Here is a 23,064-nt window from a genome sequence, read left to right on the forward strand (position 1 = left end):
ACTCGTGCAGATCACCCGACGCACCGTACTGGCAGGCGCTGCCGCCGCACCTGCGCTCGCCGCTCTGTCGACGAACCAGGCCGTCGCAGCTTCGCCGGCACGCACCGTTTCACCCGCACGTACCGACAAGTCGTCGTCGTTGCAGGTGGGCGTCGGGATCTCCGATGTGACCGGACCGGTCGCCGAAGTCGGCATGATGGGCTACTCGAGCTTCGACCAACGCGCCGAAGGTCTGCACCAGCGAATGCGCGCACGCGCCTTCATCTTCGAGTCCGGCGGGTCGCGGGTCGTCTACGTCTGCGTCGACAACTGCATGATCTTCCAGTCCGTGCACGACGAGGTTCTGCGCCGGCTGGCCGGAAAATTCGGCGATATCTACACCGAACGCAACGTCATGTTGACGGCCATCCATTCACACGCGGCATGTGGTGGGGCCTCGCACAACTACGCCTACAACCTCGCAGTTCTCGGCTTCGAATTGCAAGTGTTCGAAGCCGAGGTCAACGGCATGGTCGAGGCGATCAGCGCTGCCCACGAGAACCTGGCGCCCGGCACGGTACGTTTCGGCCGGTCCGATCTCACCGACGCGAGCGTCAACCGATCACGAGTGGCGTTCGATCTCAATCCCGAAGAGGACAAGGCCTACTACCCCGGCGGCAACGATCACCACATGCGGGTCATGCGAATCAGCCGGGGCAGCAAAGACATCGGGGCGATCAACTGGTTCGCCACCCACTGCGCCTCGCTCACGAACGAGAACCATCTCATCTCCGGCGACAACAAGGGCGCCGCGGCGTACTTCTGGGAGCACGACGACCAGGGCGTGCGCTACCTCGACGGCGACACCAGCTTCATCGCCGCATTTCCGCAGACCAACAGCGGCGACATGTCACCCAACCTCTTCCTCGAACCCGGACGTGGACCGACCGACGACGAATTCGAGAACGCACGCATCATCGGACTGCGCCAGGTCGCGGCGGCTCAAACTGCCTTCCACGCGGCGTCCGAAACCGTCACCGGTGGCGTCGACAGTCGGATCATGTACCTGGACATGGCAAATCAGGTGGTGAGTGGGAGATTCACTCCGGATGGGCGCGAGCATCGCACCGCGCCGGCAGCGATCGGCGCGGCGATGAGCGCCGGAAGCGTCGAGGACGGACCGGCAATTCCGATCTTCCCCGAGGGCACCAGGAACCCCATGATCGACGCCTTGGGCGGCATGGATGCCCCTGTGCCTCAATGGCTTCAGGATGCACAGGCCCCCAAGCTCGTAGTCGTTCCGGTCGGCCTGTTGCCACCGGGCGGATGGGTACCGAACGTACTGAAGATCCAGATCCTGCGGATCGGCCAGTTCTACATCGTCGGGGGCCCTGCGGAATTCACCATCGTCTCCGGATTACGAGTGCGTCGAACCGTCGCCGACGAGCTTGGGGTTCCCCTCGAGAACGTCATCTTCCAGGGCTACGCGAACTCGTACTCGAGCTACTGCACCACCCCACAGGAATACGATTCGCAGCAGTACGAGGGCGGCTCGACGATGTTCGGCCGTTACACACTGCCTGCCTATCAGCAGGGGTACGCCGCTCTCGCAGCCGCGATGCGCGACGGCACCGAACCTCCTCGCGGCCCCGCGCCGGCCGACCTGTCCGGGTTCCAACCCAGCTTCGGACCTGGCGTCGACTTCGACGAACCTTTGCCGGGAACACAATTCGGCGATGCGACCGTCCAGCCAGGCGACAGCACACCAGGCGGACAGGTTGCCGTCGAGTTCGTCACCGGCCACCCCAAGAACGACACTCACCGAAACGGGACCTTCTACGAGATCCAACGCAATACCGGCGGATCCTGGACGCGCGTGGCCGACGACAACGACTGGTCCACCAAACTGCACTGGCGCCGGGTCGGGAGCAACGGTTCCGTCGTACGCATCACGTGGGATGTTCCGGCCGATACTCCGGCGGGTACGTATCGAGTCCAACACTTCGGTGCGTCGAAGGCTCGGGGTACCGGCGCGATCACGCCCTTCTCCGGGGTGACCGCCGAATTCCGACTCACCTGACCCGCGCGGTGGCTGGGTTCAGGCTGCGGTCGGATGCAGCGAGGTGCTCGGCGCCGACTGCTCTGACGCTGCCGGGCGGTCGATCTTCGCCGCGACGATCAGAACCAGCAGACCGGCGACGGTGACTGCCGCTCCCATCCAGATCGGGGAGGTGAAGCCGAGCCCCGCAGCGATGGTGATTCCGCCCAGCCATGCCCCGAGTGCGTTGCCGACGTTGAAGGCGGCGATGTTGGCACCCGACGCCATGGTCGGTGCGGCCGACGCGTAGTTCATGATCCGCATCTGCAGGCCGGGAACCGTCGCAAAACCGAAGGCGCCCATGAAGAACAGCGAGATCACAGTCATGACCTTGCTCTCCGCGGTGGCGGCGAACACGATCAGAACGACGGTCAGGATCGCGAGAATCCAGACCAGCGCCTTCGTGAGCGAACGGTCGGCCGCCTTGGCGCCGAGGAAGTTACCGACGAACAGGCCCGAGCCGAAGAGGATGAGCAGCCACGGAACGCTGGACGTCGCGAAGCCGGTCACCTCGGTGAGGGTGAAGGCGATGTAGGTGAACGCTCCGAACATTCCGCCGTAGCCGAGGATGGTGATGACGATCGAGAGCCATACCTGCTTGTTGCGGAACGCCCCCAACTCTCCGCGCAATCCGCCGCCGGTCGTGCTGGCGGGTGTCGTCGGGACGAGTGCTGCAATTCCGATCAGGGCGATGACGCCGATGACGGTGATGGCCCAGAACGTCGAGCGCCACCCGAGTTGCTGGCCCAGCAGCGTGCCGAACGGAACGCCGAGGACGTTGGCGATGGTCAGGCCCGCGAACATCATCGCGATGGCGCCGGCGCGCTTGTTAGGCGCGACCATGTCGGCGGCAACCACCGAACCGATTCCGAAGAATGCACCGTGGCACAGCGCCGCGACGATGCGGCCGCCCATCATGACCTCGTACGACGGCGCGAGCGCGGACATCAGATTGCCGATGATGAACAGCACCATGAGCGAGAGAAGGACTTTCTTGCGCTCGAAGCGAGTGACGGCAGCGGTCAGGAGGATCGCACCGATCGCCACCGACAGTGCGTAGCCCGAGATCAGGTAGCCCGCGACGGACTCGGTGACCTCGAAGTCGGCTGAGACCTCGGGCAGGAGGCCCATGATGACAAATTCGGTGAGGCCGATTCCGAACCCGCCCATAGCGAGGGCAATGAGACCCAATGGCATCTCGATGTTCCTTTCACAGATTTACGCGTAAGCCGTTAGCGGGCGTGTGCAGTAGTTGCAAGCGCGCTATAAATAGTTGCACGCGCGCGCTACATGCGCAAGCTGGTAACCTGGAGCCGCAGGAAACGGACAAGGAGAATCACATGGGGATCGCCGACGACGCCGTCGAAATCCGTTCGCAAGGGTGGCGCACGCTCGCAGCACTGCACGGCGCCCTCGACACCGAACTGGAACGCGCGCTCCAGCGTGAGCACAAACTGTCCGTCGTCGAATACACCGTGCTCGACGCGCTGAGCCGCCAGGACGGCTGGCACATGCGCATGGCCCAGCTGGCCCGCGCTGCCGCACTGAGCAGCAGCGCCACGACGCGCTTGGTGAACCGACTCGAAGATCGAGGACTACTGACGCGCATCCTGTGCGCCGACGACCGTCGAGGCATCTACACCGAGTTGACGCCGGCCGGCCGCGAGCTTCTCGAAAGCGCACGGCCGACGCACGACGCCACCCTCGAGGCCGCGCTCGACGAGGCATGCAAAACGCCTGAACTCGCGCCACTGGTGCGCGCCCTGCACGAGTTACCCGTCGGCTAGAAGTCTGCCGGAAGCAGGGCACGCTCCGCGATGCCCGAGACCACCTGAGCGACAAACACACCCGCGTCGACCTCCGCCCGCCCACCACGCGCGGGGACCAGAACGTCGACGGTGCCGCCGTGCACCTCGTTGTCCCCGATCACCGCGATGTACGGGTCACGGTGAGTGCGCGCCTCGCGGATGCGACGTCCCAACGATCCGTCAGCTGCGATCGCCACTCGAACATCGTGAGCCTCGAGATCAGCCCGCAAACGCTCGGCCGCATCCCGATGTCGGTCGCCGACGGGCAGGATCGAGACTTGGTTGGGTGCCAGCCACGGCGGCATCCGTCCTTCGAACCTTTCGATCAAGAGCGCAGTCATGCGTTCCATCGACCCGAGCAAGCCCCGATGGATCATGACGGGGCGAGCCTTGGATCCGTCCTCAGCGGTGTACTCGAGGTCGAACCGCTCCGGTTGATTGAAGTCGAGTTGGACGGTGGAGAGTGTTTCCTCGCGGCCGTGCGCGTCTCGCACTTGGACGTCGATCTTGGGACCGTAGAACGCTGCCTCTCCCTTCGCTTCCACGTACTCGATCGAGCGTGCATTCAGTGCTCCGCGAAGGTGATCCTCGGCGTCCGCCCACTGCTCGTCGGTGCCGAGGTACTGCCCCTCTCCCCCTCTGATCGAGAGTCGGTACCCCCGTTCGGCAATCCCCAGAGTCGAGTAGCAGCGCTCGATCGCGTCGAGCGCCACGATCACTTCCGCTTGCACTTGTTGACGACTACAGAAGACATGTGCGTCGTCGAGATTGATCTGTCGGACTCGACTCAATCCGCTGAGAACTCCGGAGAGTTCGCTACGAAACATCGATCCGAGTTCACGAACGCGGAAAGGTAGCTCGCGATAACTACGACCGCGAGCGGCGAATACCTGAGCGTGATGAGGACAGTTAGCCGGACGAAGGAGAAAGGACTCTCCGCCTATCTTCATTTCAGGGAACATGTCGTCCGAGAACTTGGACCAATGCCCAGATCTCTCGTACAACTCTTTCTTCGCCATAACGGGGGTATAGACACTCCGGCACCCGGATCGCGCTGCTTGCTCGGCGGCGAACTTTTCGAGTTCGCTCCTGATGATCGCGCCGTCCGGTAACCAGAGTGGGAGGCCTGCTCCGACAATGGGGGTGGTGGCGAAAAACTCCAGCTCGCGCCCGAGTTCACGGTGGTCAACGCTCATGAGAGCTCTCCAAATCGTTCAAGGGGAGACGCACACGGAGCGAAGAAACAAGAAAACCCCGGGGCGATAACTCCCGGGGCTGAAAGGGCTCGGTCAGCAGTTGCTAAACGATGCGCCGGAAGAGAACCGGCGTCGTCGTGCTGTGCGCAATACTGACCATGTACGTGAGGTTACATCAACTTCCGACCCACCTACAGCCCGAATTGTCGGGCCTCTATGCTGACGCAACTGGGAAGGCGCAGCAGTAGCCAACGAAACACCCACGAAGAGCGAAGTTTCGGCAATCATGTCCGAACGTGAGGTTCTCGGATATGAGGAGGATGTGCGACGGTGCCGGACCACTTGCTCGAACAGTTGATCACCATTCCTTTGTTCACGGGAATCATCGGGTACATCACCAATTGGTCGGGCGTCCTGATGCTTTTTGCGCCGATCAACTTCCACGGGATCAAAGTGCCCGGCCTCAAACTGCTCTTCCCGTTCCTTCCCCGGCGCGTCCAGGTGATCCCCGCGATCACGAGCGACGGCCGATTCGGTTGGCAAGGGATCGTCCCTTCGCGGGCGGAGAAGATGGCGTCGATCGCCGTCGACAAATCCCTCGCGAAGGTCGGCAGCATTGCCGACTTCTACCGCGTTCTGGATCCGGACAGCATCGCCGAGCACTTGGTGAACATCTCACGCAGTGAAGTGCGCGGCGTGGTCACCAGAATCATGACGGCCGAGAATCCTCAGCTCTGGCACAACCTTCCGACGTCGGTGAAGGAAGCCGTCTTCCGCAAAGTGGAGGACGACTTGCCGGCCAGCGTGCGCATGATCACCGACCGCATCGAAGAGGACATCGACGAGTTCATCGACGCGAAGCTGATGGTGATCCGCTACCTCTCCTCGCATCCCAAACTGCTCAACGACATCTTCCGCACGATGGGCAACAAAGAGCTCCGGTTCATGCAGAACTTCGGCTTCTACTTCGGTTTCCCGATGGGCTTCGTGCTCGTCGGAATCCTCCACCTGGTTCCGCAGTGGTGGGTGCTTCCCATCGGTGGCGTGATCATCGGATACATCGTGAACTACCTCGGCATCACGATGATCTTCGAGCCGATCACACCCAGCCGTTGGGTGCCGTGGCGACAGGGACTCTTCCTCAAACGACGCACCGAAATCATCGCCGGGTACGCAAAAACCCTGGCCGATCACGTCGTGACGCTCGAGAACATCGGCACCGAACTCCTCGAAGGTCCCCGCTCGGACCGAACCCGACGGATGCTCGACCAGGTACTGCGCGAATCCGTCGACGACGCCGCCGGCTGGGCAAAGTCGGTCGTCAAGATGACCGTCGGTTCGCAGAGCTACAAGCGTCTGCCCGGCCTGGCCACCACCGAAGTGCTCGACCTGTACCCAAGGGTCTTCGAAGACGCGGAGTTCGCCGAGAGCCAGTCGGAGAAGATTCGTGTCTTCGTCACCGAACGCATGAGCATCCTTTCACCGGAAGATTTCAGCGAACTACTACGCTCAGCCGTCAAGCAGGACGAGTGGCTGTTGTTCGTACACGGGGCCGTGCTGGGCTCGTTTGCCGGTTTCCTACACCTCGCAATATTCGGAGTATGAGTCGGAGTATGAGTATGAGTGAGCACGACCACCGCCTGATCGTCGAAGCGGAATCGTACGACTGGGCTGCGGACATCACGCCGGTCGAATCCGTCGAAAAGCGTCTGATCCGTAGCCTTGTCGGGCTCACTGCCACGACGACGCTCACGTCGATCAAGCTGACGGGTTGGGCTTTCGGAACGGCGAAGGAGGCGACGCGGCAGATCGTTCAGGCTGCCGCCGAAGCCGCGGCAGAAGCTGCTGAATCCGCCAACGTGCAATCCGAACGTCGGGCCGAGAACTCCAACGGAGACGGCTCGCGGACGGAGAACCTGCGGGCTGCAATGGCGCCTCGTACCAACCGCAAACAGAGCGTCGAGGCCACTCTCGCAGCGCTGCGGGCACGCGGCGACAGGTTGCTGGACCGTTCCGCGGACGTGACCGATCGCGACGACCTGCACCCGGCCTACGACCGGATCCTCGACGAGATCGCGCCGGACGAAGCTCGAATTCTCCGGCTGTTGGCCACTTCAGGTGCGCAACCGAGCGTGGACGTACGCACGGCGCGTCCGTTCGGCGTCGGCTCGGAGATGATCGACGAGGGTTTGTCGATGATCGGAGAACTGGCGGGATGCCGGCATCTGGATCGCATCAGCGCCTACCTGAACAACCTGCATCGGCTCGGTTTGGTGGCGTTCTCACGCGAGCCCGTCGAGGCCGACCGGTACCAGGTGGTCGAGGTGCAGCCGTCGGTGATCGAGGCGGTCAAGCGCGCGGGACGATCCAACAAGATCGTCCGTCGTAGCATCCTGCTGACGCCGTTCGGTGACGACTTCTGTCATACCTGTTTTTCGCTGTAGGGCCTCCGGCCCCGTGAGTGGTCAAGGAGCCCCTGGACTCCTTAACCACTCACGGGGGCTTGCCCCTACAGCCAGGTATCTTCTGTCGTGGTCGTCAGGAACGCTTCCAGATCGTCACGCCAGGTAGCCGGAACAGTCTTGTCCGGCTCGATGCCCGTGTACTGCCCGCGATAGAAGAGCAGCGGGCGTTCGGTCTTGATCTCACTCATCGACGACACCCGACCGAAGACGACGTAGTGATCGCCGCCGTCGTGGACGGTTTCCACCGTGCAGTCGATGTGTGCGAGAGATTTGTCGATGATCGGCGAGCCCAGAGGTGATGGCGTCCAATCGATACCGGCGAACTTGTCCGGCTCACGTGACCCGAAACGAGCACACACCGCCTGCTGTTCCTCCGCCAACACGTTGACGGCGAACTTCCCGGTCCGCTCGATCGCCGCCCACGACCGAGAACCCTTGGTGGGGCAGAACAGCACCAAAGGCGGGTCGAGTGACAGGGCGGCGAAAGACTGGCACGCGAACCCGACGGGCTCACCGTCGTCGACTGTCGTGATGATGGTGATACCCGTGCAGAACTGCCCGAGAACCGTGCGGAACTGGCGTGGATCGATCGCCTGCTCCGCACTCACCGACGCGTCGGGCGAACTCACGGCTTCATTCCCACCGTGAAGTCGTGACCCCACAGGCTCACGGCCGTGCTTTCCCTCGCGATCCAGTTTTCGTCCTCGACCTCTAGCCCCTCACAACCGAATTCGATGTCGAACCCGCCCGGAGTCTTCATGTAGAACGAGAGCATCTCGTCGTTGACGTGGCGACCGAGCGTCGCCGACATCTTGACCTTCTTGCGCAGTGCTCGGTCGAGGCACAGTCCGACGTCGTCGGAGTTCTCCACCTCGAGCATCAAGTGCACGATGCCCGTCGGGTTGGGCAACGGCAGGAACGCCAAGCTGTGGTGACGCGGGTTGCAGCCGAGGAACCTCAGCCACGCCGGGTCGCCGTCCGCGGGTCGGCCGACCATCTGCGGAGGCAGACGCATCGAATCGCGAAGTTTGAATCCGAGTACGTCGCGGTAGAACCGCAGCGACGCGTCGTCGTCATCGGTGGTGAGCACGACGTGACCGAGGCCCTGCTCCCCCGTCACGAACCTGTGTCCGTACGGGCTCACGATCCGGCGGTGTTCGAGAGCAGCGCCGTGGAACACCTCGAGGGAGTTACCCGAGGTGTCCTCGAACGCGATCATCTCGACGACACGGCGGTCCTTGAGCTGCTCCGCCGTGCCTTCCTTGAACGGAACACCGGCTGCCGACAATCTGTCACGGATATCCTGCAGCTCAGCCGCATTCGCGGTTTCCCAGCCCGAGACGAGCAGACGGTCCGTGTCGTTCGGAACGATGACAAGACGCGCCGGGAAGTCGTCCATACGCAGATACAGCGATTCCGCGTCGACGCCCTTGCCCTCGATCATTCCGAGGATCTTGAGTCCGTACTCGCGCCACGCAGCCATGTCGGTGGCCCCGATGCGCATGTACGCCAGAGATCGAATACCCATCATTTACCTCCGTCGAGCAGGAAGTCGGTTGCGAGCCGGTTGAATTCGTCGAACTTCTCGAGCTGCGCCCAGTGACCGCAACCGCCGAAGACGTGGAGCTGCGCGCGCGGGATCATCTTGAGCGCAACCAGTGCGCCGTCGAGAGGGTTGACCCGATCCTCACGGCCCCAGATCAGCAACACACGCTGACGCAGCTTGTACGCCTCGCGCCAGAGCATGCCGAGCTCGAAGTCGCCGCTGGAGAAGGACTTACCCATCGCTTTGGCCGCAGCGAGCGACTCGGGAGTGCTGGCCGCAGCAAAACGATCGTCGACGAGTTCCGGCGTGATCAGCTTCTGATCGAAGACCATGATCCGCAGGAACGCTTCGAGGTTCTCACGTGTGGGCTGGTAGCTGAACTTCCCGAGGTTCTTGACGCCCTCGGTGGGGTCCGGCGCAAACAGGTTGACACTCAGACCGCCGGGGCCCATCAGAACGAGGCGACCGGCGCGGTCCGGGTAGTCGAGCGCAAAGCGAACAGCAGCGCCACCACCGAGCGAATTGCCCAGCAGATCAACGCGACCGGTGATCTCGAGCGTATCCAGGAGATCGTTGAGCGCCGACGCACTGTGCACGAAGTACTGCGGATGCTCCGTCGGCTTGTCGGACTGCCCGTAACCGGGCTGATCGACCGCGATGACGTGAAAGTTCTTCGCCAACACCGGAATGTTGCGGGCGAAGTTCGACCACGACGACGCGCCTGGGCCACCGCCGTGCAGCAGCACGATGGTCTTGTCGTTGCCGACGCCTGCCTCGTGGAAATGCAGTTTCAGATCGGGGCGCACTTGCGCGAACCGCGAAGTGGACTCGTAGGTGAGAGCTTCTTCGGTGGTTGTCACTGAGCCTCCTCTAGACCATCGTGTCGGTGATCGGCAGACCGAATTCGCCGGTTCCGAACATGACGTATGCGCGTTCGGGATCGTTCGCGGCGTGGACACGACCAGCGTGTGCGTCACGCCAGAAACGCTGAATCGGCGTGCCGTTCTGCAGCGCCGTGGCGCCGGAGTTCTCGAAGAGCTTGTCGATCGAAGCGATCGCACGGCCAGTGGCGCGCACCTGGTCACGTCGAGCGCGCAGGCGTAGTTCCATCGGAACCTCTTCGCCCGCAAGGATCAACGCGTACTCGTCGGCGACGTTGCCGGAGAGCTGACGCCACGCGGCGTCGATGTCGCTGGACGCCTCGGCGATGCGCACCTTGGCGAACGGATCGTCCTTCGACTTCTCGCCGGCGAACGCAGCGCGAACGCGCTTGCCCTGGTGCTCGACGTGCGCTTCGTAAGCGCCGTACGCCATTCCGACGATCGGTGCCGAGATCGTGGTGGGGTGAATGGTTCCCCACGGCATCTTGTAGACCGGTGCAGTGTTCTTCTCGAGGCCCGGGGCGGTCAATTCGCTCATCGCCCGGAAGCTCAGAACGCGATGCTTGGGAACAAAAACATCCTTGACCACAACGGTATTGGAGCCGGTTCCACGCAGGCCGACCACATTCCACACGTCGTCGATCTGGTAGTCCTCGCGAGGAATCAGGTAGCTCACGAAATCGACTGCGCGGCCGTCCTTGAACACCGGACCACCGAGAACGGCCCAGCTGGCATGGTCACAACCCGAGGACCACGCCCACGCACCGTTGACCTTGTATCCGCCCTCGACTACTTCACCCATACCCATCGGAGCGTAAGAGGACGAGATGCGCACGTCAGTGTCGTTGCCCCACACGTCTTCCTGCGCCTGCTGAGAGAAGAGGGCGAGGTGCCAGTTGTGTACGCCGATGATCGAGGAGACCCACCCTGTGGAACCGCACGCGCTGGCGATCTTCTTGACCGCGGAGTAGAACAGCACCGGATCGGCTTCGTATCCGCCCCACTGCTTCGGCTGCAGCAAGCGGAAGAAGCCTGTTTCCTGGAGTCCCTTGATGGACTCGTCGGGGATACGACGCAGATCCTCGGTCTCCTGTGCGCGCTCGCGCAGTGCCGGCAGTAGTGCGTCGAGCCTCTGCATCACCTCGTGGCTGTCATGGTTACCCACTTCGACGCTCCCGTCTTCCTCGATCGGTTGGTTCACTTACACTTGAGACTAGAACACGTTCTCTTTTCTGTCGAGACGCTGACAAAGGTCCCGTTTGTGGCCGCAATGCTGTAACAAGTGCCCCCAAAATCTGGCGGAACCGGATCGAGTTCTATAACGTGTTCTACTAACAGCTAGAAGGGATGTGAGGTCACAATGGCGCAGATTCGCGAGATCGACGTCGGAACGGTGCAGACTCGTTTCGCCCGCGGTTGGCACTGCCTGGGTCTACTGAAGACCTTCAAGGACGGCAAACCGCACGCGATCGAGGCTTTCGGTACGAAGCTCGTGGTGTTCGCCGACAGCAAGGGCGACATCAAAGTTCTCGACGGATACTGCCGTCACATGGGCGGTGACCTCACACAAGGCGAGGTCAAGGGCGATTCCATCGCCTGCCCCTTCCACGACTGGCGCTGGGGCGGCAACGGCAAATGCACCGGCATTCCTTATGCCCGCCGCGTGCCTCCGCTCGCACGTACCCGCGCGTGGACGACCCTCGAGCAGAATGGTCAGCTCTTCGTCTGGAACGACCCCGAGGGCAATCCGCCGCCCGAGGAGATCGTGATTCCTCGTATCGAGGGCGCGTACAGCGACGAATGGACCGACTGGACCTGGAACTCCATGGTCATCGAGGGTTCCAACTGCCGCGAGATCATCGACAACGTGGTCGACATGGCGCACTTCTACTACATCCACTACGCCTTCCCGACGTACTTCAAGAACGTCTTCGAAGGTGAGATCGCCACTCAGTACCTCAACACCACAGGCCGTCCCGACATCGGAATGGCCTCCCAGTACGGCGGCGACACGCTGCTTCGCTCCGAAGCTGCGTATTACGGGCCGTCGTACATGGTCAATCCCCTGTGGAACAGCTACAGCGGATACGAGGTCGAGAGTGTTCTGATCAACTGCCACTACCCGATCAGCCCGGACTCGTTCGTGCTGCAGTGGGGCGTGACGGTCAAGAAGCCGACGGGTGTCTCCGACGAGATGGCCGACAAGTTGGCCGGCAAGTTCACCGAGGGCATCAGCGAGGGCTTCCTACAGGACGTCGCGATCTGGAAGAACAAGACCAAGATCGAGAATCCCCTTCTCTGCGAAGAAGACGGCCCCGTCTACCAGCTACGACGCTGGTACGAGCAGTTCTACGTGGACAAGGCCGACGTCACCGAGAAGATGACGCAGCGCTTCGAGTTCGAGGTGGACACCACCAAGGCAAACGAAGCCTGGCACGCCGAGGTCGAGGAAAACCTCGCACGCCAGAAGGCCGAGAAGGAAGCCGCAGCAGAAGCAGCAAAGAAGGAAGCAGAGGTCTAATCGTGAGCGCCTCGATCGGAACCGACGCACGGTGGGCTCGCTGGGCCAAGGCACCGGACTTTGCCGGGCAAACGGAACGGCTCGAGGCGATCGCGGCCCAGACGATCGAGGACAAGCACGAATACCTCGACTCGGGTCTACAGGAAGTCGACTGCAAGGCATGCGGTGCCTGCGTACTGGTTCGCAAGAACACGTACAAACACACCAGCGTGCAGTGGACTTCCGACCCGGCGCTGCGTTGCCACACCTTCAAAGAGGCAATTGCGTCCGGTCAGTCGACGGCATTAAAAGACGGATGCCCGAAGCTGCACGACAGCATCGCCGACGCAGTCAGGGACGGCACCATCACGGTGCGTGATCCCGAGGTCAGCTGACCTGATTGTGCAGAACGAGGGCCGACCCACCACGGGTCGGCCCTCGTTGTGCGTTCCGGCAACTGTGCGTCTGTCAGGCAGGCGGTCGCACTTTCCGTGCAGCCACCGCATAGACGTCGCTCGACGTGGTGAGCGAGTTCTTTCCGCTGACTGCCGGCACTCCCCCACGGAGATTCACCGCCCAGTTGAGCGCACCCAGTGGTCCGCATCCGCTAGCCCCCGGCGCCGCAAACGCAGCATCCGAATGTGGGACTGCCGGAAACACTGCACCCGGGAAATCACCGATGGGTTCCGATGGCGGGTTGCCTGTTGTCGTCAGATGAAGGTTGATCGGATTCGAGATCGAACCGATGTAGCAATCGTCGCCCAGCAACGGATTCGACAGTTTCAAGCGGACCGGCATCGTGAGTTCCTGCTCGAGGACCTTCAGATCCGGGACTCCCACCGATTCGACTGTCGCGCTGATCTGAGTCAATCCGAGCGGAGTATCGATCCCGAGCGCACCCCCTGGCACCGAAATCGGTTTGGAATAGACCCCGTTGGACCCGTCCTGCTTGGCGACAAAGGTCTCGACGAAACTGTTGTCGGGCTGGGTCGCGTATTTCACCCCGCCCGCAACCTTGAGACTGCCGTCCGGGATCGGCACCGAAAGTGCACCCAATTTCATGGTCCCTCCCCGCACCACGACGGTGGCGCACGTCGTCACCTCGAGATCCTCGATCGGGCACGTGCCCCAACCGTCGAAGGTCAACGGATCAATCTCCGGCGCACTGGAGGAACCGAGTGATCCTCCCCCGGAGGACCCTGACGAGGATTCGTCGGCGACTGCCACACCTGCCCCGGCCATGACAAACCATGCAACTACCACAACGGTCGACAACACTCGAGATTTATTGCGGCTCTTCATCTTCGAATTCCTCCATCGTTGACGGAACTTCACGAGAGCCACCCCTGCGGATCGCACCTCGATCTACGCCCGGCACGCTACCGAGAAGTGAGACGCGGATTCACACATAACGGCGATATTTCCCACCAAAGAACTACGGCGATCACGCTCGATCGAACTTCCGTCCTAGCTCGGAAACCGTATCGATCCCGTTGGCTCAGTTCGGTTCGACTGCTCCCGAACCGATGACCTGATCGAGGAACGGCCCGAACATCTCCCCCAGGTTCTCGGCGATCTGATCGGGAGTACCGAAGGACAACGTCACGTGACTGATCGCGAGACGCACTATCGTGCTGCCGAACATCTCGGCATGGACGCGGTCGACGTTCGCCCAACTGGTCATGAAGATCTCGGCCAACCTCGCGCTCGCATGTTCGAGCAGCGGAGTCCCGTCGGTGGTGACCAGGCTCAGCAGGTCATGTTGCGGACGAGGACCGACAATGCTGACCACCATCGGATCCCGGGCACCGGCGTCGAAAAAGGCACGGAAGGCTGCCGAGACCGCGCCCCGCGGATCCGAATGATGCAGCGTTACTTCACGTTCCACTTCTTCGAGAAACTCGTCGACAAACCGGATGAGGTATCCGGACGCCAACCCCTGCCGGGACGTGAACTCCTTGTACAACGTCTGCCGGCTCATACCCGCAGCTTCCGCTATATGCGCCATGGTGATGTCGTTCCACGATTTCTCGGTCAAGAGTTCGCGTGTGGCGTCGAGCGCTGACGCACGGAGAAGTTGACGGGCTGCCTCGTGGTACGGGACACGGGCACGAGCGGTGGACATATCGGGAAGATTTCCATCGCCCGTGCTCGGTGTCAAAACGGTGGACACGCAGGCTGCAGAAGTCACGAGTGCACTCAGCGCACCGGTGAGGCGACAAGACCCGCCGCAAGTTCGGTCAGATCCCTGTTTGTATCGGCGAGTACGTCGGCGCTGAGGTCCGGGGAGCGTTCGATCATGGTTCGGACGGCGCGAATGTCCTTCGGCCGGCCCACGCTCACAGCACCGACGATATTTCCGTCGCGCGTGCAGATCGCGGTGAAATCGTAGGAGTCCAGGTCTCCTCGGACGATCACGGTGTCGTCGGCACCTGGCCAACCGGCTACCTGGATGTTGCGGCCGAATTGGTTCGACCAACTCCATGGGACGGATTCGAAAGGTTCCGCCTTGCCCACGATGGTCTTGGCAACTGCGACGGCGTGGTCCTGCGCAGTGTTCCAGTGCTCGCCGCGGTGCATGCCGCCGTGAAAACCGTTGGGCACGTTGGCTACATCGCCGATCGCGTACACACCATCGACAGACGTTCTGAGGTATCGGTCTACCGTAATCCCGTTGTCCACCGCAATACCCGCCGCAGCAGCCACATCGGTATCGGGCAAGGATCCGATTGCGACGACGGCCAAGTCCGCTGTCCACTCGCGTCCGTCACGCGCACGTGCGGTGACGCCGTCGGCACCCGTCGTGAGCGTCTCGAGGTCAACTCCCGTCTGCAAGGCGACGCCCGCCGAGGCGTGCAGCGCGGCGATCTTCTCCGCTATCGACGGTGGAAGCAGCCTGGACAGGGGCAGCGGTTGCGCTTCGAGAACCTGCACACTGCAACCCAAGTCGCGTGCCGTTGACGCCACCTCCGATCCGATCAAGCCACCGCCGACCACCAATAGCGAGGATCCTTCGATCAGCTGGGATTGCAAGCGTCGCATGTCTGCGATATCTCGAAGATAGTGAACGCGCTCGGAATCTTCCGCGGCCAACCGTCGGGACCGTCCACCCGTGGCAAGAATCAGAACGTCGTAGTCGATGCTGTCACCGTCGGCTAAAAGTACTATGCGGGAATCGGTGTCGATACTCGTGACAGTTGCGCCGATCCGAAGATCGATACCCTGCTCGGTCCAGAAAGTCGACGGCCGCAACCGAACCCGATCGATCGACGCTTTCCCGGACAGTAGCTCCTTCGACAGCGCCGGGCGGCGGTACGGCTCCTCAGGTTCGCTGCCGATCAGGATGATGCTGCCGCCGAACCCTTCCTTGCGCAGGGCCTGCGCGGCACCGGAACCGGCGATGCCCGTGCCCACGATCACGACGGTGCGTGTGTCGGGCTCGCTGACCGCTGTCATCAGCGGTCCACCTCCACCATTTCGAAATCGACTTTGGCAGCACCACAATCAGGGCAGGACCAGTCTTCGGGAATCTCGTCCCAGCGAGTGCCCGGCTCGATACCGTCGTCGGGCCAGCCGATCGCTTCGTCGTATTCGAACCCGCACTGGAGGCAGCGGAACAACTTGTAAGCAGTGGCAGTCTCGGACATCGGTTTTCCTTTCGTCGGTGGGTAGTTCGATCAGGATTGCGCGACGAGCGTGAAGTCGACCTTCTCGCGGACGCCGCAGTCGGGGCAGCACCAGTCGTCCGGAATACTCGACCACGCGGTACCGGGCGGAAAACCTTCTCGCGCAGCACCTGTCGATTCGGTGTACGTGTAATCACAGATCGGGCAGATGTAGGCGTTCATGCGTTCACCCCGTAGGCCGCGAGGATCTTGGCCCGCTTCTTCGGCGCGATGTTGACCTGGGTGATGTCGCCTCGGTAGTGCGCGAGGACGCGGTGGTCCATCACCTTGCGCCACAAGGGCGGGACTGTTGCGAGCATGATCATGCTGGCGTACCCGCTCGGGAGCTGAGGGGCCTCTTCCATGCTGCGAAGCGCCTGGTAGCGACGCGTCGGGTTCGCATGATGATCGCTGTGCCGCTGCAGGTGATAGAGAAAGACGTTGGTGCAGATGCGATCACTGTTCCAACTGTGCGCCGGTGTGCACCTCTCGTACCGTCCGCTTGCGGTCTTCTGCCGCAGGAGTCCGTAGTGCTCGAGGTAGTTGATCGCTTCGAGCAGCGAGAATCCGATGAAGGCCTGGATCACGAGGTACGGCGCAATACCGATCCCGAACACTGCAAGCGCGACACCGAACAGAACAACCGACATGAGCCAGGCGTTGAGCACGTCGTTCTTGATGCTCCAGTGCGTGGTGCCCAAACGCTCGAAGCGGGTCTTCTCGAGATGCCACGCCGACTTCAATCCCCCGCCGACGCTGCGCGGCCAGAAACCGTAGAGGGTCTCACCGAAGCGCGAGGTCGCCGGATCTTCCGGAGTCGACACTCGCACATGGTGGCCACGGTTGTGCTCGAGGTAGAAGTGACCGTAAGCACTCTGTGCGAGAACGATTTTGGACAACCAGCGCTCGACGCTCTCCTTCTTGTGCCCGAGTTCATGGGCGGTGTTGATGCCGATTCCGGCCGTCACACCGATCGTCACTGCGAGTCCGATATTGGAGAGAACACTCAAATCCCAACGCGCCCAGATGTAGCAGGACAGGAAGAAGGCCGTGTACTGCAGCGGCAGATAGGCGTAGGTGCACCACCGGTAGAAGCGGTCGTTCTCGAGTTCGTCGATCACCTCGTCGGGCGGATTCTTCCCGTCCTCGCCCGCCAGAATGTCGATGACAGGAATGAGGGCAAACGCGATCAGTGGGCCGGTCCACCAGAAGACATTCCATCCGGTGGCGGTAACAAGCCCCACGGCGATGAAAGTTGCCGATGACGGAATCAGCGCCAACAGCCACAAGTAGCGTTTCCGGTCTCTCCATGTTGCGAGCCGACCATCTGGCTCGGTGTACACCAACGCCGCCATCGAATTCTCCAGTTCTCGTTCGAATCAGTGAGTGCGTCCTGCGCGGCAATCCGCGACACGAACAACATCTATGTATAAAGAGTGGACAAATTGTGGTCTTTTGTCAACGATTTTGAAGGTAAAAGTTTTACAAACACGCAAATTTGTACATTGTTAGGATGCGGCTGCAGATCAGCGTTCAGGAAATCGAGGGCGCAAAAGTGCAGCGAAAGGCGCGCGAGCCTCGGGCGGAACGTATGCCGCCTCGCCATGTCGGGCATACAGGCGATCGGATTCGTATCTCGGAAATACGTGGACGTGGTGGTGCCAGACGTCCTGGTTGCCCGCCGGTTCGTTGTGCTGCCGGGTCGAGACACCGTCGCAGCCGTAGGCTTCACGAATTGCAACAGCCACAGCCTGAACCAGGTCGAACACCGAGTGCCCGACGCTCGTGGGCAAAGTGTAGAGATTCTCGAAGTGCTCGATCGGCGACACAATTACGTGGCCGGGGTTGCCCGGCCACCACTTCGGGGAAATCCGAGCGATTGCGTGGTCGGTTCGAGCAACCAGGTCGGTCGACGCGTTGTGCTCGTCGAACTCGCCCAGCGCGAAGCGACAGAACGGGCACCGGTATCCCAGCGGCTCATGATGCAACTCGTCTGCCTTCACGTCGCGATCTTCCCACGACCTCAACGTCTGCAACCTGTGCGGAAAGCCCCAAGATGCCCGATCTGCGCGAATTTCCCCAAAACGAAAGTTCGCTTACCCATACTGAAATGACCGACTGTCCCCGACGTGAGTGGGTCCTCATGGATACCGACGTATTGGTAGCGAGCGCCGGCCCGATCGGATTGACCACCGCGATCGAGCTGCGCAGACGCGGTATCTCATGTCGGATAATCGACCCCCTCGACGAACCGCGGCAATACGCGAAAGCCGTCGGGATTCAGCCACGCACTCTCGAACTCTTCGAGAACATGGGGGTGCTCCGCCAGGCGCTTGATGCCTCGACATTGATGCGCGGTCAAATCATGTACACGAACGGCGTCGAGGTCGGCCGCGTCGACCTCACCCTCCCCGAGGACGTCCCTTACTGGTTCCTCTGCCTGCCCCAGTATTCGACGGAGCGCATACTCACCGAGCGCCTCGCCGAATTGGGGACAACCGTCGAACGCGGAGTCGGCCTTACCGCATTCGAACAATCCGACGACGGCGTCACCTGCACACTCAGCGACGGCAGCACCGTGACAGCCCGGTACCTGGTGGGTTCCGACGGCGCTCACAGCGTGGTCCGCAAAGGGCTTGGCCTGAGCTTCGAGGGCGGCGCGTTTGCGGAAAGCTACATGCTCGGTGACGTCGAAGTCGACTGGTCGATCCCCAGCGGCTACTCCGTCCGCGCCAACCACACCACCGACGACGGAACCACCGACGACCTACTCGTCTGCATCCCACTTCCCGGACACAAGCGGTACCGCATGTCGATGCTCGTTCCGGACGATTTGATGCCGGATGAATCGTCGAACAAAGCCTCTGTACAACACGGTTTTTCAACCGGCACGACACCTGAACTCCATCACATCCAGGCCGTACTCGACAGACTGTCCCCAGAACCGACAACCGCCTCGATGCTGCGATGGTCCTCGGTCTTCCGCATCAGCCACCGCATCGTCGACGCCTACGGTCGCGGGCGGGTCTTCGTCGCCGGTGACGCCGCACATATCCATCCCCCGACTGGAGCGCAGGGCATGAACACCGGGATACAAGATGCCCACAATCTCGCATGGAAGGTAGCGCTCGCCGTCAAGGATGTTGCGAAATCGGATCTTCTCGAGACCTACGACGCCGAAAGGCGGCCGGTCGGTGAAGAAGTCGTCGGGATGACGGTCCGAAATGCTCGAGAAGGAATCGGTTCGGGAGAGTCCTCCATCGACACGGCAATGCGGCGCCAGGCTCAATTGTTGATCGACTACTCGGAGAGTCCGCTGAACACCGGGCGTAACTCTTCGAGTCCACACGTCCAACCGGGCGAGCGTGCACCCGATGCACGCGGAATGCGCCGAGACGGTGTGCAGTATCCAATTCGGTTGTTCGACTTGCTGTCCGGAGTCGACCACACGTTACTGCTGACTTCGGACGGATCCGCAGAGAGCATCAACAGCCTCGAGAAGGTCGCCGACGCCGCCATTCGATCAGCGCACGGCATGTTGGACGTCTACGCGATAGTGCCACCGGGAACCGTGACCGTCGACTCGCTGGTGCCGATCATCGAGGACAACGCCTCGCAGCTGTGCGCCGCGTATGGGATCGAAGGTACGACGGCGCTGGTCATTCGCCCCGACGGCTACCTCGGATTCCGCGGTCACCCGGAGAACGTTTCCGACTACTTCGCGAAAGTGTTTGCCGTCAATCAGGAATGAGCGAAGCGAACATCAACCGAATCTCGGGCGAGAGCTTCATCAACTCGACGTATCCACCCAACGGCCCGGCATCGAGGTAGGAGAACTCCATGCCGGCGCCCTCTACCCGACCTTGTTGCACCACCGACATTCCGCGACGCTCGGCCTCGAGCAACGTCGCCTCGTAATCGTCTGGAACCCAAGCCATGTGATGAACTCCGACGCCGTGAGTCTCCAGGAACTCCGTGTACAGGTTGCGTCCGGACACTGGTTGGATCAACTCGAGCTGTTGGCTGCCCGCATATCCGATCGATACGTGCACGACATAGTCCGCGGGCTCACCTCGATACGTTGTGGTCTCGGGACCAAAGACGATGCCTGGCATACGCAGCCACCGCTCCACTCCCCACTGCCGAGTGAACTCCTGTTCGGCAGCCTCGATGTCCTCGACCACCCAGCAGATCTGGAAGATCGGTCCCGAGACCAAGGGGGTCATGCCATTTTTCCGTTGTCCACCGAGTAGACGGCCCCGTGTATCGCCGAGGCGTCGTCGGAGGCCACGAAAGCCACCATCTTCGCAACGTCCTCGGCTTCCATCAAGCCTCGCGGCGATGCAACCTTCATGACGAGATCGAAGTCGACTCCGTCGGGGAAGGTGAATCCGGTGACTTGAGGAGTCATCATGCCGCCGGGGCAGATTGCGTTGACCCGCAGAGACTTTCCGGTGAATTCCATCGCCATCGCCCGGGTCAGACCGATGAGTCCGTGCTTGGCAGCGCAGTATCCAGCCGAGTACGCCTGCCCTTCCAGCCCCGCGATCGAGGAGACGTTGACGATGTTGCCGCCCCGTTCCAGCAAGTGTGGCAATGCTGCGCGGGAAAGGAAGAACGGTCCGTTCAGATTGACCGCAAGGTCATGTGCCCATTCGGAATCCGCAATATCCGCCGTATGACGAAGCGAGTGGGATCCCGCCACGTTGACGAGGATGTCGATACCACCGAGCGCTTCGACGCACGCCTGTACTGCCGCATCACACTGAGCAGAATCCGAGACGTCCGTCGCCGCGTAACGACGCTCACCGTCCGCGCCGACCACCTCGACCATCGACTGCCGCAGCTTTTCCTTGTCACGGGCGATACCGAAAACCTGTGCGCCCCTGCGGTGGAGTATCTCGGCCACCGCGCGCCCCAACCCTGAGGACGCGCCGGTCACCAAGGCCACTTTTCCGGCCAGTACGTCTGCCATGGGCTAGGAAGCCGCTGCTTCGCGCTGGAGTTCCAGTGCGATGTCGATCAACTGATCTTCCTGGCCGCCGACCAACTTGCGCTTGCCTGCGCGTACCAACAGCTCCGCGGACGACACTCCGTACCGCTCGGCCTGACGCTCGGCATGCTTGAGGAAGCTCGAGTACACGCCGGCGTAGCCCATCATCAGTGCCTGACGATCGAGCAGGCATTCCTGCGGCATTGCCGGGCGCACAACGTCTTCGGCTGCATCGGCGATCGCGAAGAAGTCGATACCGGTCTTGACGCCGATCTTGTCGCAGACACCGACGAAGGCCTCGACCGGGGCGTTGCCGGCGCCGGCACCGAAACGGCGGGTGCTGCCGTCGATCTGCTTGGCTCCCGCACGAACTGCCGCGATGGAATTGGCGACGCCCAGGCCCAGGTTCTCGTGGCCGTGGAAGCCGACCTGAGCGTCGTTGCCGAGTTCCTGAACCAGCGCCTCGACGCGATCGGATACCTGCTCGAGTACCAGCGCGCCGGCCGAGTCGACCACGTACACACACTGGCAACCCGCGTCGGCCATGATGCGGGCCTGCTTGGCCAGCTTCTCCGGCGGAATCGAGTGAGCCATCATGAGGAACCCGACGGTTTCGAGTCCACGCTCACGCGCGAGACCGAAGTGCTGGATGGATACGTCCGCCTCGGTGCAGTGAGTTGCGATGCGGCAGATGGACGCACCGTTGTCCTGCGCAATGACGATGTCGTCCTTGATGCCCAGCCCGGGCAGCATCAGGAAGGCGATCTTCGCGTTGGTCGCCGTCTCGACTGCAGCTTTGATCAGTTCCTGCTCGGGAGTCTTCGAGAAGCCGTAGTTGAAGGAGGACCCGCCGAGGCCGTCGCCGTGAGTGACCTCGATGACCGGCACTCCGGCTCCGTCGAGGGCACCGACGATGGCCCGTACTTCTTCGACGGTGAACTGATGACGCTTGTGGTGGGAGCCGTCGCGCAGCGACGTGTCGGTGACGCGGATGTCCCAGCTCGAATCGAAATGAATCATGTCGCTCATGCCTTCACACTCAGAAGCTTCTGGGCGATTTCCTCGCCCACCTTGGTGGCTGCTGCCGTCATGATGTCGAGGTTGCCCGCGTACGGGGGCAGGAAGTCGCCTGCGCCTTCGACCTCGACGAACGTGGTGACCGTGGCATAGCCACCGGAAACGACGCTCGGTTCGTCGAACTGCGGTTCGTTGAGCAACCGGTAACCCGGCACGTACTGCTGGATGTCCTTGACGACGCGGTGAATGGAGTCGGTGATCGCGGCCCGATCGGCGTCCTCGGGGATAGCGCAGAAGATGGTGTCGCGCATGATCATCGGCGGGTCTGCGGGGTTGAGGATGATGATCGCCTTGCCGCGCTGTGCGCCGCCGATGGTCTCGATACCGCGGCTGGTGGTCTTGGTGAACTCGTCGATGTTCGCGCGAGTTCCCGGGCCGGCGGACAACGACGCCACGGAGGCGACGATCTCGGCGTATGCCACGTCGACGACACGCGATACCGCGTAGACGATCGGAATGGTTGCCTGCCCACCGCACGTGATCATGTTGACGTTGGGCGCGTCGAGGTGCTCGCGCAGGTTCGCGGGCGGAACCACAGCCGGGCCGACCGCGGCCGGAGTCAGGTCGACGGCACGGATACCGGCGGCCTCGTAGCGGGGTGCTGCCTCGCGGTGCACGTATGCCGACGTCGCCTCGAAGACCAGGTCCGGTTTCTCCGCCTGGCTGAGCAACCAGTCGACGCCCTCGGCGGAGGTCTCGAGTCCCATCTTGCGAGCGCGTGCCAATCCTTCACTCTCGGGATCGATTCCGATCATCCATCGCGGCTCGAGCCACTCGGAGCGCTGCAGTTTGTACAACAGATCGGTGCTGATGTTTCCCGATCCGACGATCGCCACACTTGCCTTGGTCATGACTA

Annotated in this window: 24 protein-coding genes; 7 read left to right on the top strand and 17 right to left on the bottom strand. The window is 62.0% G+C overall.

Annotated elements, in window-relative coordinates:
• The first annotated feature begins 4 nt into the window (after positions 1 to 4).
• Positions 5 to 2,059, top strand: coding sequence for a neutral/alkaline ceramidase (locus V3587_RS11190; protein ID WP_283376543.1), 2,055 nt, complete (start codon positions 5 to 7; stop codon positions 2,057 to 2,059).
• An 18-nt stretch (positions 2,060 to 2,077) separates the two neighbouring features.
• Here V3587_RS11190 and V3587_RS11195 read toward each other — a convergent pair whose 3' ends face one another.
• The gene (locus V3587_RS11195) at positions 2,078 to 3,274 is read right to left on the bottom strand and encodes an MFS transporter (protein WP_095970939.1); all 1,197 of its coding nucleotides are present in this window, start codon (positions 3,272 to 3,274) and stop codon (positions 2,078 to 2,080) included.
• Between the two features lie 143 nt (positions 3,275 to 3,417).
• On the opposite strand from V3587_RS11195, the gene V3587_RS11200 reads away from it, so the two are divergent.
• A complete protein-coding gene (locus tag V3587_RS11200; RefSeq protein WP_003945852.1) occupies positions 3,418 to 3,864 on the top strand; it encodes a MarR family winged helix-turn-helix transcriptional regulator in 447 nt (148 codons plus the stop codon).
• Here the strand turns inward: V3587_RS11200 and thrS are convergent.
• Positions 3,861 to 5,081: a threonine--tRNA ligase gene (gene thrS, locus V3587_RS11205; protein ID WP_283376542.1), complete on the bottom strand. Its 1,221-nt coding sequence runs from the start codon at positions 5,079 to 5,081 to the stop codon at positions 3,861 to 3,863. The two genes, V3587_RS11200 and thrS, sit on opposite strands and share 4 nt — an antisense overlap.
• Before the next feature lie 330 nt (positions 5,082 to 5,411).
• On the opposite strand from thrS, the gene V3587_RS11210 reads away from it, so the two are divergent.
• Together V3587_RS11210 and V3587_RS11215 are read left to right on the top strand one after the other, a co-directional pair.
• Positions 5,412 to 6,686 (top strand): DUF445 domain-containing protein, encoded by a 1,275-nt coding sequence (locus V3587_RS11210; protein WP_019746908.1) that lies wholly within the window; start codon positions 5,412 to 5,414, stop codon positions 6,684 to 6,686.
• A gap of 14 nt (positions 6,687 to 6,700) precedes the next feature.
• A complete protein-coding gene (locus tag V3587_RS11215; RefSeq protein ID WP_095970937.1) occupies positions 6,701 to 7,525 on the top strand; it encodes an Abi-alpha family protein in 825 nt (274 codons plus the stop codon).
• Between the two features lie 65 nt (positions 7,526 to 7,590).
• Here the strand turns inward: V3587_RS11215 and hsaB are convergent, their stop codons facing one another.
• The 4 genes from hsaB to hsaA are packed head-to-tail and all read right to left on the bottom strand — an operon-like array spanning position 7,591 to position 11,138.
• The gene (hsaB, locus tag V3587_RS11220; protein WP_003945677.1) at positions 7,591 to 8,175 is read right to left on the bottom strand and encodes a 3-hydroxy-9,10-secoandrosta-1,3,5(10)-triene-9,17-dione monooxygenase reductase subunit; all 585 of its coding nucleotides are present in this window, start codon (positions 8,173 to 8,175) and stop codon (positions 7,591 to 7,593) included.
• Positions 8,172 to 9,074, bottom strand: coding sequence for an iron-dependent extradiol dioxygenase HsaC (hsaC, locus tag V3587_RS11225; protein WP_003945585.1), 903 nt, complete (start codon positions 9,072 to 9,074; stop codon positions 8,172 to 8,174). Before hsaC ends, hsaB begins: the two co-directional genes overlap by 4 nt.
• Positions 9,074 to 9,952, bottom strand: coding sequence for a 4,5:9,10-diseco-3-hydroxy-5,9,17-trioxoandrosta-1(10),2-diene-4-oate hydrolase (gene hsaD / locus V3587_RS11230; RefSeq protein ID WP_283376541.1), 879 nt, complete (start codon positions 9,950 to 9,952; stop codon positions 9,074 to 9,076). Before hsaD ends, hsaC begins: the two co-directional genes overlap by 1 nt.
• 10 nt (positions 9,953 to 9,962) lie before the next feature.
• Positions 9,963 to 11,138, bottom strand: coding sequence for a 3-hydroxy-9,10-secoandrosta-1,3,5(10)-triene-9,17-dione monooxygenase oxygenase subunit (gene hsaA, locus V3587_RS11235; RefSeq protein ID WP_031332838.1), 1,176 nt, complete (start codon positions 11,136 to 11,138; stop codon positions 9,963 to 9,965).
• A 195-nt stretch (positions 11,139 to 11,333) separates the two neighbouring features.
• On the opposite strand from hsaA, the gene V3587_RS11240 reads away from it, so the two are divergent.
• Both V3587_RS11240 and V3587_RS11245 read left to right on the top strand, forming a co-directional pair.
• Entirely contained in the window at positions 11,334 to 12,494 is a 1,161-nt protein-coding gene (locus tag V3587_RS11240) for a Rieske 2Fe-2S domain-containing protein (RefSeq protein WP_003945847.1), read from the top strand.
• Between the two features lie 2 nt (positions 12,495 to 12,496).
• A complete protein-coding gene (locus tag V3587_RS11245) occupies positions 12,497 to 12,868 on the top strand; it encodes a hypothetical protein (protein WP_007734099.1) in 372 nt (123 codons plus the stop codon).
• A 73-nt stretch (positions 12,869 to 12,941) separates the two neighbouring features.
• Here V3587_RS11245 and V3587_RS11250 read toward each other — a convergent pair whose 3' ends face one another.
• From V3587_RS11250 to V3587_RS11280, 7 genes are all read right to left on the bottom strand, one after another.
• Complete coding sequence (locus tag V3587_RS11250) at positions 12,942 to 13,775, bottom strand: hypothetical protein (RefSeq protein WP_283376540.1); 834 nt, start codon at positions 13,773 to 13,775, stop codon at positions 12,942 to 12,944.
• A 196-nt stretch (positions 13,776 to 13,971) separates the two neighbouring features.
• Positions 13,972 to 14,598 carry a TetR/AcrR family transcriptional regulator gene (locus tag V3587_RS11255; RefSeq protein WP_095970934.1) on the bottom strand — a complete coding sequence of 209 codons (627 nt, stop codon included), beginning with the start codon at positions 14,596 to 14,598 and terminating at the stop codon, positions 13,972 to 13,974.
• 74 nt (positions 14,599 to 14,672) lie between these two features.
• Complete coding sequence (locus V3587_RS11260) at positions 14,673 to 15,929, bottom strand: NAD(P)/FAD-dependent oxidoreductase (protein WP_283376539.1); 1,257 nt, start codon at positions 15,927 to 15,929, stop codon at positions 14,673 to 14,675.
• Positions 15,929 to 16,120 carry a rubredoxin gene (locus V3587_RS11265; RefSeq protein WP_007734094.1) on the bottom strand — a complete coding sequence of 64 codons (192 nt, stop codon included), beginning with the start codon at positions 16,118 to 16,120 and terminating at the stop codon, positions 15,929 to 15,931. Before V3587_RS11265 ends, V3587_RS11260 begins: the two co-directional genes overlap by 1 nt.
• A gap of 30 nt (positions 16,121 to 16,150) precedes the next feature.
• The gene (locus V3587_RS11270) at positions 16,151 to 16,321 is read right to left on the bottom strand and encodes a rubredoxin (RefSeq protein WP_020906150.1); all 171 of its coding nucleotides are present in this window, start codon (positions 16,319 to 16,321) and stop codon (positions 16,151 to 16,153) included.
• Complete coding sequence (locus V3587_RS11275; RefSeq protein WP_283376538.1) at positions 16,318 to 17,493, bottom strand: alkane 1-monooxygenase; 1,176 nt, start codon at positions 17,491 to 17,493, stop codon at positions 16,318 to 16,320. Before V3587_RS11275 ends, V3587_RS11270 begins: the two co-directional genes overlap by 4 nt.
• A 171-nt stretch (positions 17,494 to 17,664) precedes the next feature.
• A complete protein-coding gene (locus V3587_RS11280; protein ID WP_235171284.1) occupies positions 17,665 to 18,141 on the bottom strand; it encodes an HIT family protein in 477 nt (158 codons plus the stop codon).
• Between the two features lie 140 nt (positions 18,142 to 18,281).
• On the opposite strand from V3587_RS11280, the gene V3587_RS11285 reads away from it, so the two are divergent.
• Positions 18,282 to 19,889, top strand: coding sequence for an FAD-dependent monooxygenase (locus V3587_RS11285; RefSeq protein WP_283376677.1), 1,608 nt, complete (start codon positions 18,282 to 18,284; stop codon positions 19,887 to 19,889).
• Here V3587_RS11285 and V3587_RS11290 read toward each other — a convergent pair.
• From V3587_RS11290 to V3587_RS11305, 4 genes are read right to left on the bottom strand one after another with little or no spacing between them, the layout of a single operon-like run.
• The gene (locus tag V3587_RS11290; RefSeq protein WP_283376537.1) at positions 19,876 to 20,364 is read right to left on the bottom strand and encodes a VOC family protein; all 489 of its coding nucleotides are present in this window, start codon (positions 20,362 to 20,364) and stop codon (positions 19,876 to 19,878) included. The genes V3587_RS11285 and V3587_RS11290 overlap by 14 nt on opposite strands.
• Positions 20,361 to 21,113 (bottom strand): SDR family NAD(P)-dependent oxidoreductase, encoded by a 753-nt coding sequence (locus V3587_RS11295; RefSeq protein ID WP_283376536.1) that lies wholly within the window; start codon positions 21,111 to 21,113, stop codon positions 20,361 to 20,363. The genes V3587_RS11290 and V3587_RS11295 overlap by 4 nt, the downstream gene beginning before the upstream one ends.
• Before the next feature lie 3 nt (positions 21,114 to 21,116).
• Positions 21,117 to 22,160: a 4-hydroxy-2-oxovalerate aldolase gene (gene dmpG / locus V3587_RS11300; protein WP_020906144.1), complete on the bottom strand. Its 1,044-nt coding sequence runs from the start codon at positions 22,158 to 22,160 to the stop codon at positions 21,117 to 21,119.
• Positions 22,157 to 23,059, bottom strand: a complete 903-nt coding sequence (locus V3587_RS11305) for an acetaldehyde dehydrogenase (acetylating) (protein ID WP_124568885.1) — start codon at positions 23,057 to 23,059, stop codon at positions 22,157 to 22,159. Before V3587_RS11305 ends, dmpG begins: the two co-directional genes overlap by 4 nt.
• Positions 23,060 to 23,064: the final 5 nt, after the last annotated feature.

Source organism: Rhodococcus sp. IEGM 1306 (genome assembly GCF_036541985.1).
Lineage (GTDB): Bacteria > Actinomycetota > Actinomycetes > Mycobacteriales > Mycobacteriaceae > Rhodococcus_F > Rhodococcus_F qingshengii.

Excerpts from the sequence above, each read along its gene's own strand:
- V3587_RS11200 (WP_003945852.1), top strand. The coding sequence starts at position 3,418 with ATGGGGATCGCCGACGACGCCGTCGAAATCCGTTCGCAAGGGTGGCGC.
- V3587_RS11290 (WP_283376537.1), bottom strand. The coding sequence starts at position 20,364 with ATGACCCCCTTGGTCTCGGGACCGATCTTCCAGATCTGCTGGGTGGTC.
- V3587_RS11255 (WP_095970934.1), bottom strand. The coding sequence starts at position 14,598 with ATGTCCACCGCTCGTGCCCGTGTCCCGTACCACGAGGCAGCCCGTCAA.
- V3587_RS11195 (WP_095970939.1), bottom strand. The coding sequence starts at position 3,274 with ATGCCATTGGGTCTCATTGCCCTCGCTATGGGCGGGTTCGGAATCGGC.
- V3587_RS11215 (WP_095970937.1), top strand. The coding sequence starts at position 6,701 with ATGAGTGAGCACGACCACCGCCTGATCGTCGAAGCGGAATCGTACGAC.
- V3587_RS11250 (WP_283376540.1), bottom strand. The coding sequence starts at position 13,775 with ATGAAGAGCCGCAATAAATCTCGAGTGTTGTCGACCGTTGTGGTAGTT.
- V3587_RS11265 (WP_007734094.1), bottom strand. The coding sequence starts at position 16,120 with ATGTCCGAGACTGCCACTGCTTACAAGTTGTTCCGCTGCCTCCAGTGC.
- V3587_RS11260 (WP_283376539.1), bottom strand. The coding sequence starts at position 15,929 with ATGACAGCGGTCAGCGAGCCCGACACACGCACCGTCGTGATCGTGGGC.
- V3587_RS11275 (WP_283376538.1), bottom strand. The coding sequence starts at position 17,493 with ATGGCGGCGTTGGTGTACACCGAGCCAGATGGTCGGCTCGCAACATGG.
- V3587_RS11285 (WP_283376677.1), top strand. The coding sequence starts at position 18,282 with ATGGATACCGACGTATTGGTAGCGAGCGCCGGCCCGATCGGATTGACC.
- V3587_RS11305 (WP_124568885.1), bottom strand. The coding sequence starts at position 23,059 with ATGACCAAGGCAAGTGTGGCGATCGTCGGATCGGGAAACATCAGCACC.
- dmpG (WP_020906144.1), bottom strand. The coding sequence starts at position 22,160 with ATGAGCGACATGATTCATTTCGATTCGAGCTGGGACATCCGCGTCACC.
- thrS (WP_283376542.1), bottom strand. The coding sequence starts at position 5,081 with ATGAGCGTTGACCACCGTGAACTCGGGCGCGAGCTGGAGTTTTTCGCC.
- V3587_RS11295 (WP_283376536.1), bottom strand. The coding sequence starts at position 21,113 with ATGGCAGACGTACTGGCCGGAAAAGTGGCCTTGGTGACCGGCGCGTCC.
- V3587_RS11240 (WP_003945847.1), top strand. The coding sequence starts at position 11,334 with ATGGCGCAGATTCGCGAGATCGACGTCGGAACGGTGCAGACTCGTTTC.
- hsaC (WP_003945585.1), bottom strand. The coding sequence starts at position 9,074 with ATGGGTATTCGATCTCTGGCGTACATGCGCATCGGGGCCACCGACATG.
- V3587_RS11270 (WP_020906150.1), bottom strand. The coding sequence starts at position 16,321 with ATGAACGCCTACATCTGCCCGATCTGTGATTACACGTACACCGAATCG.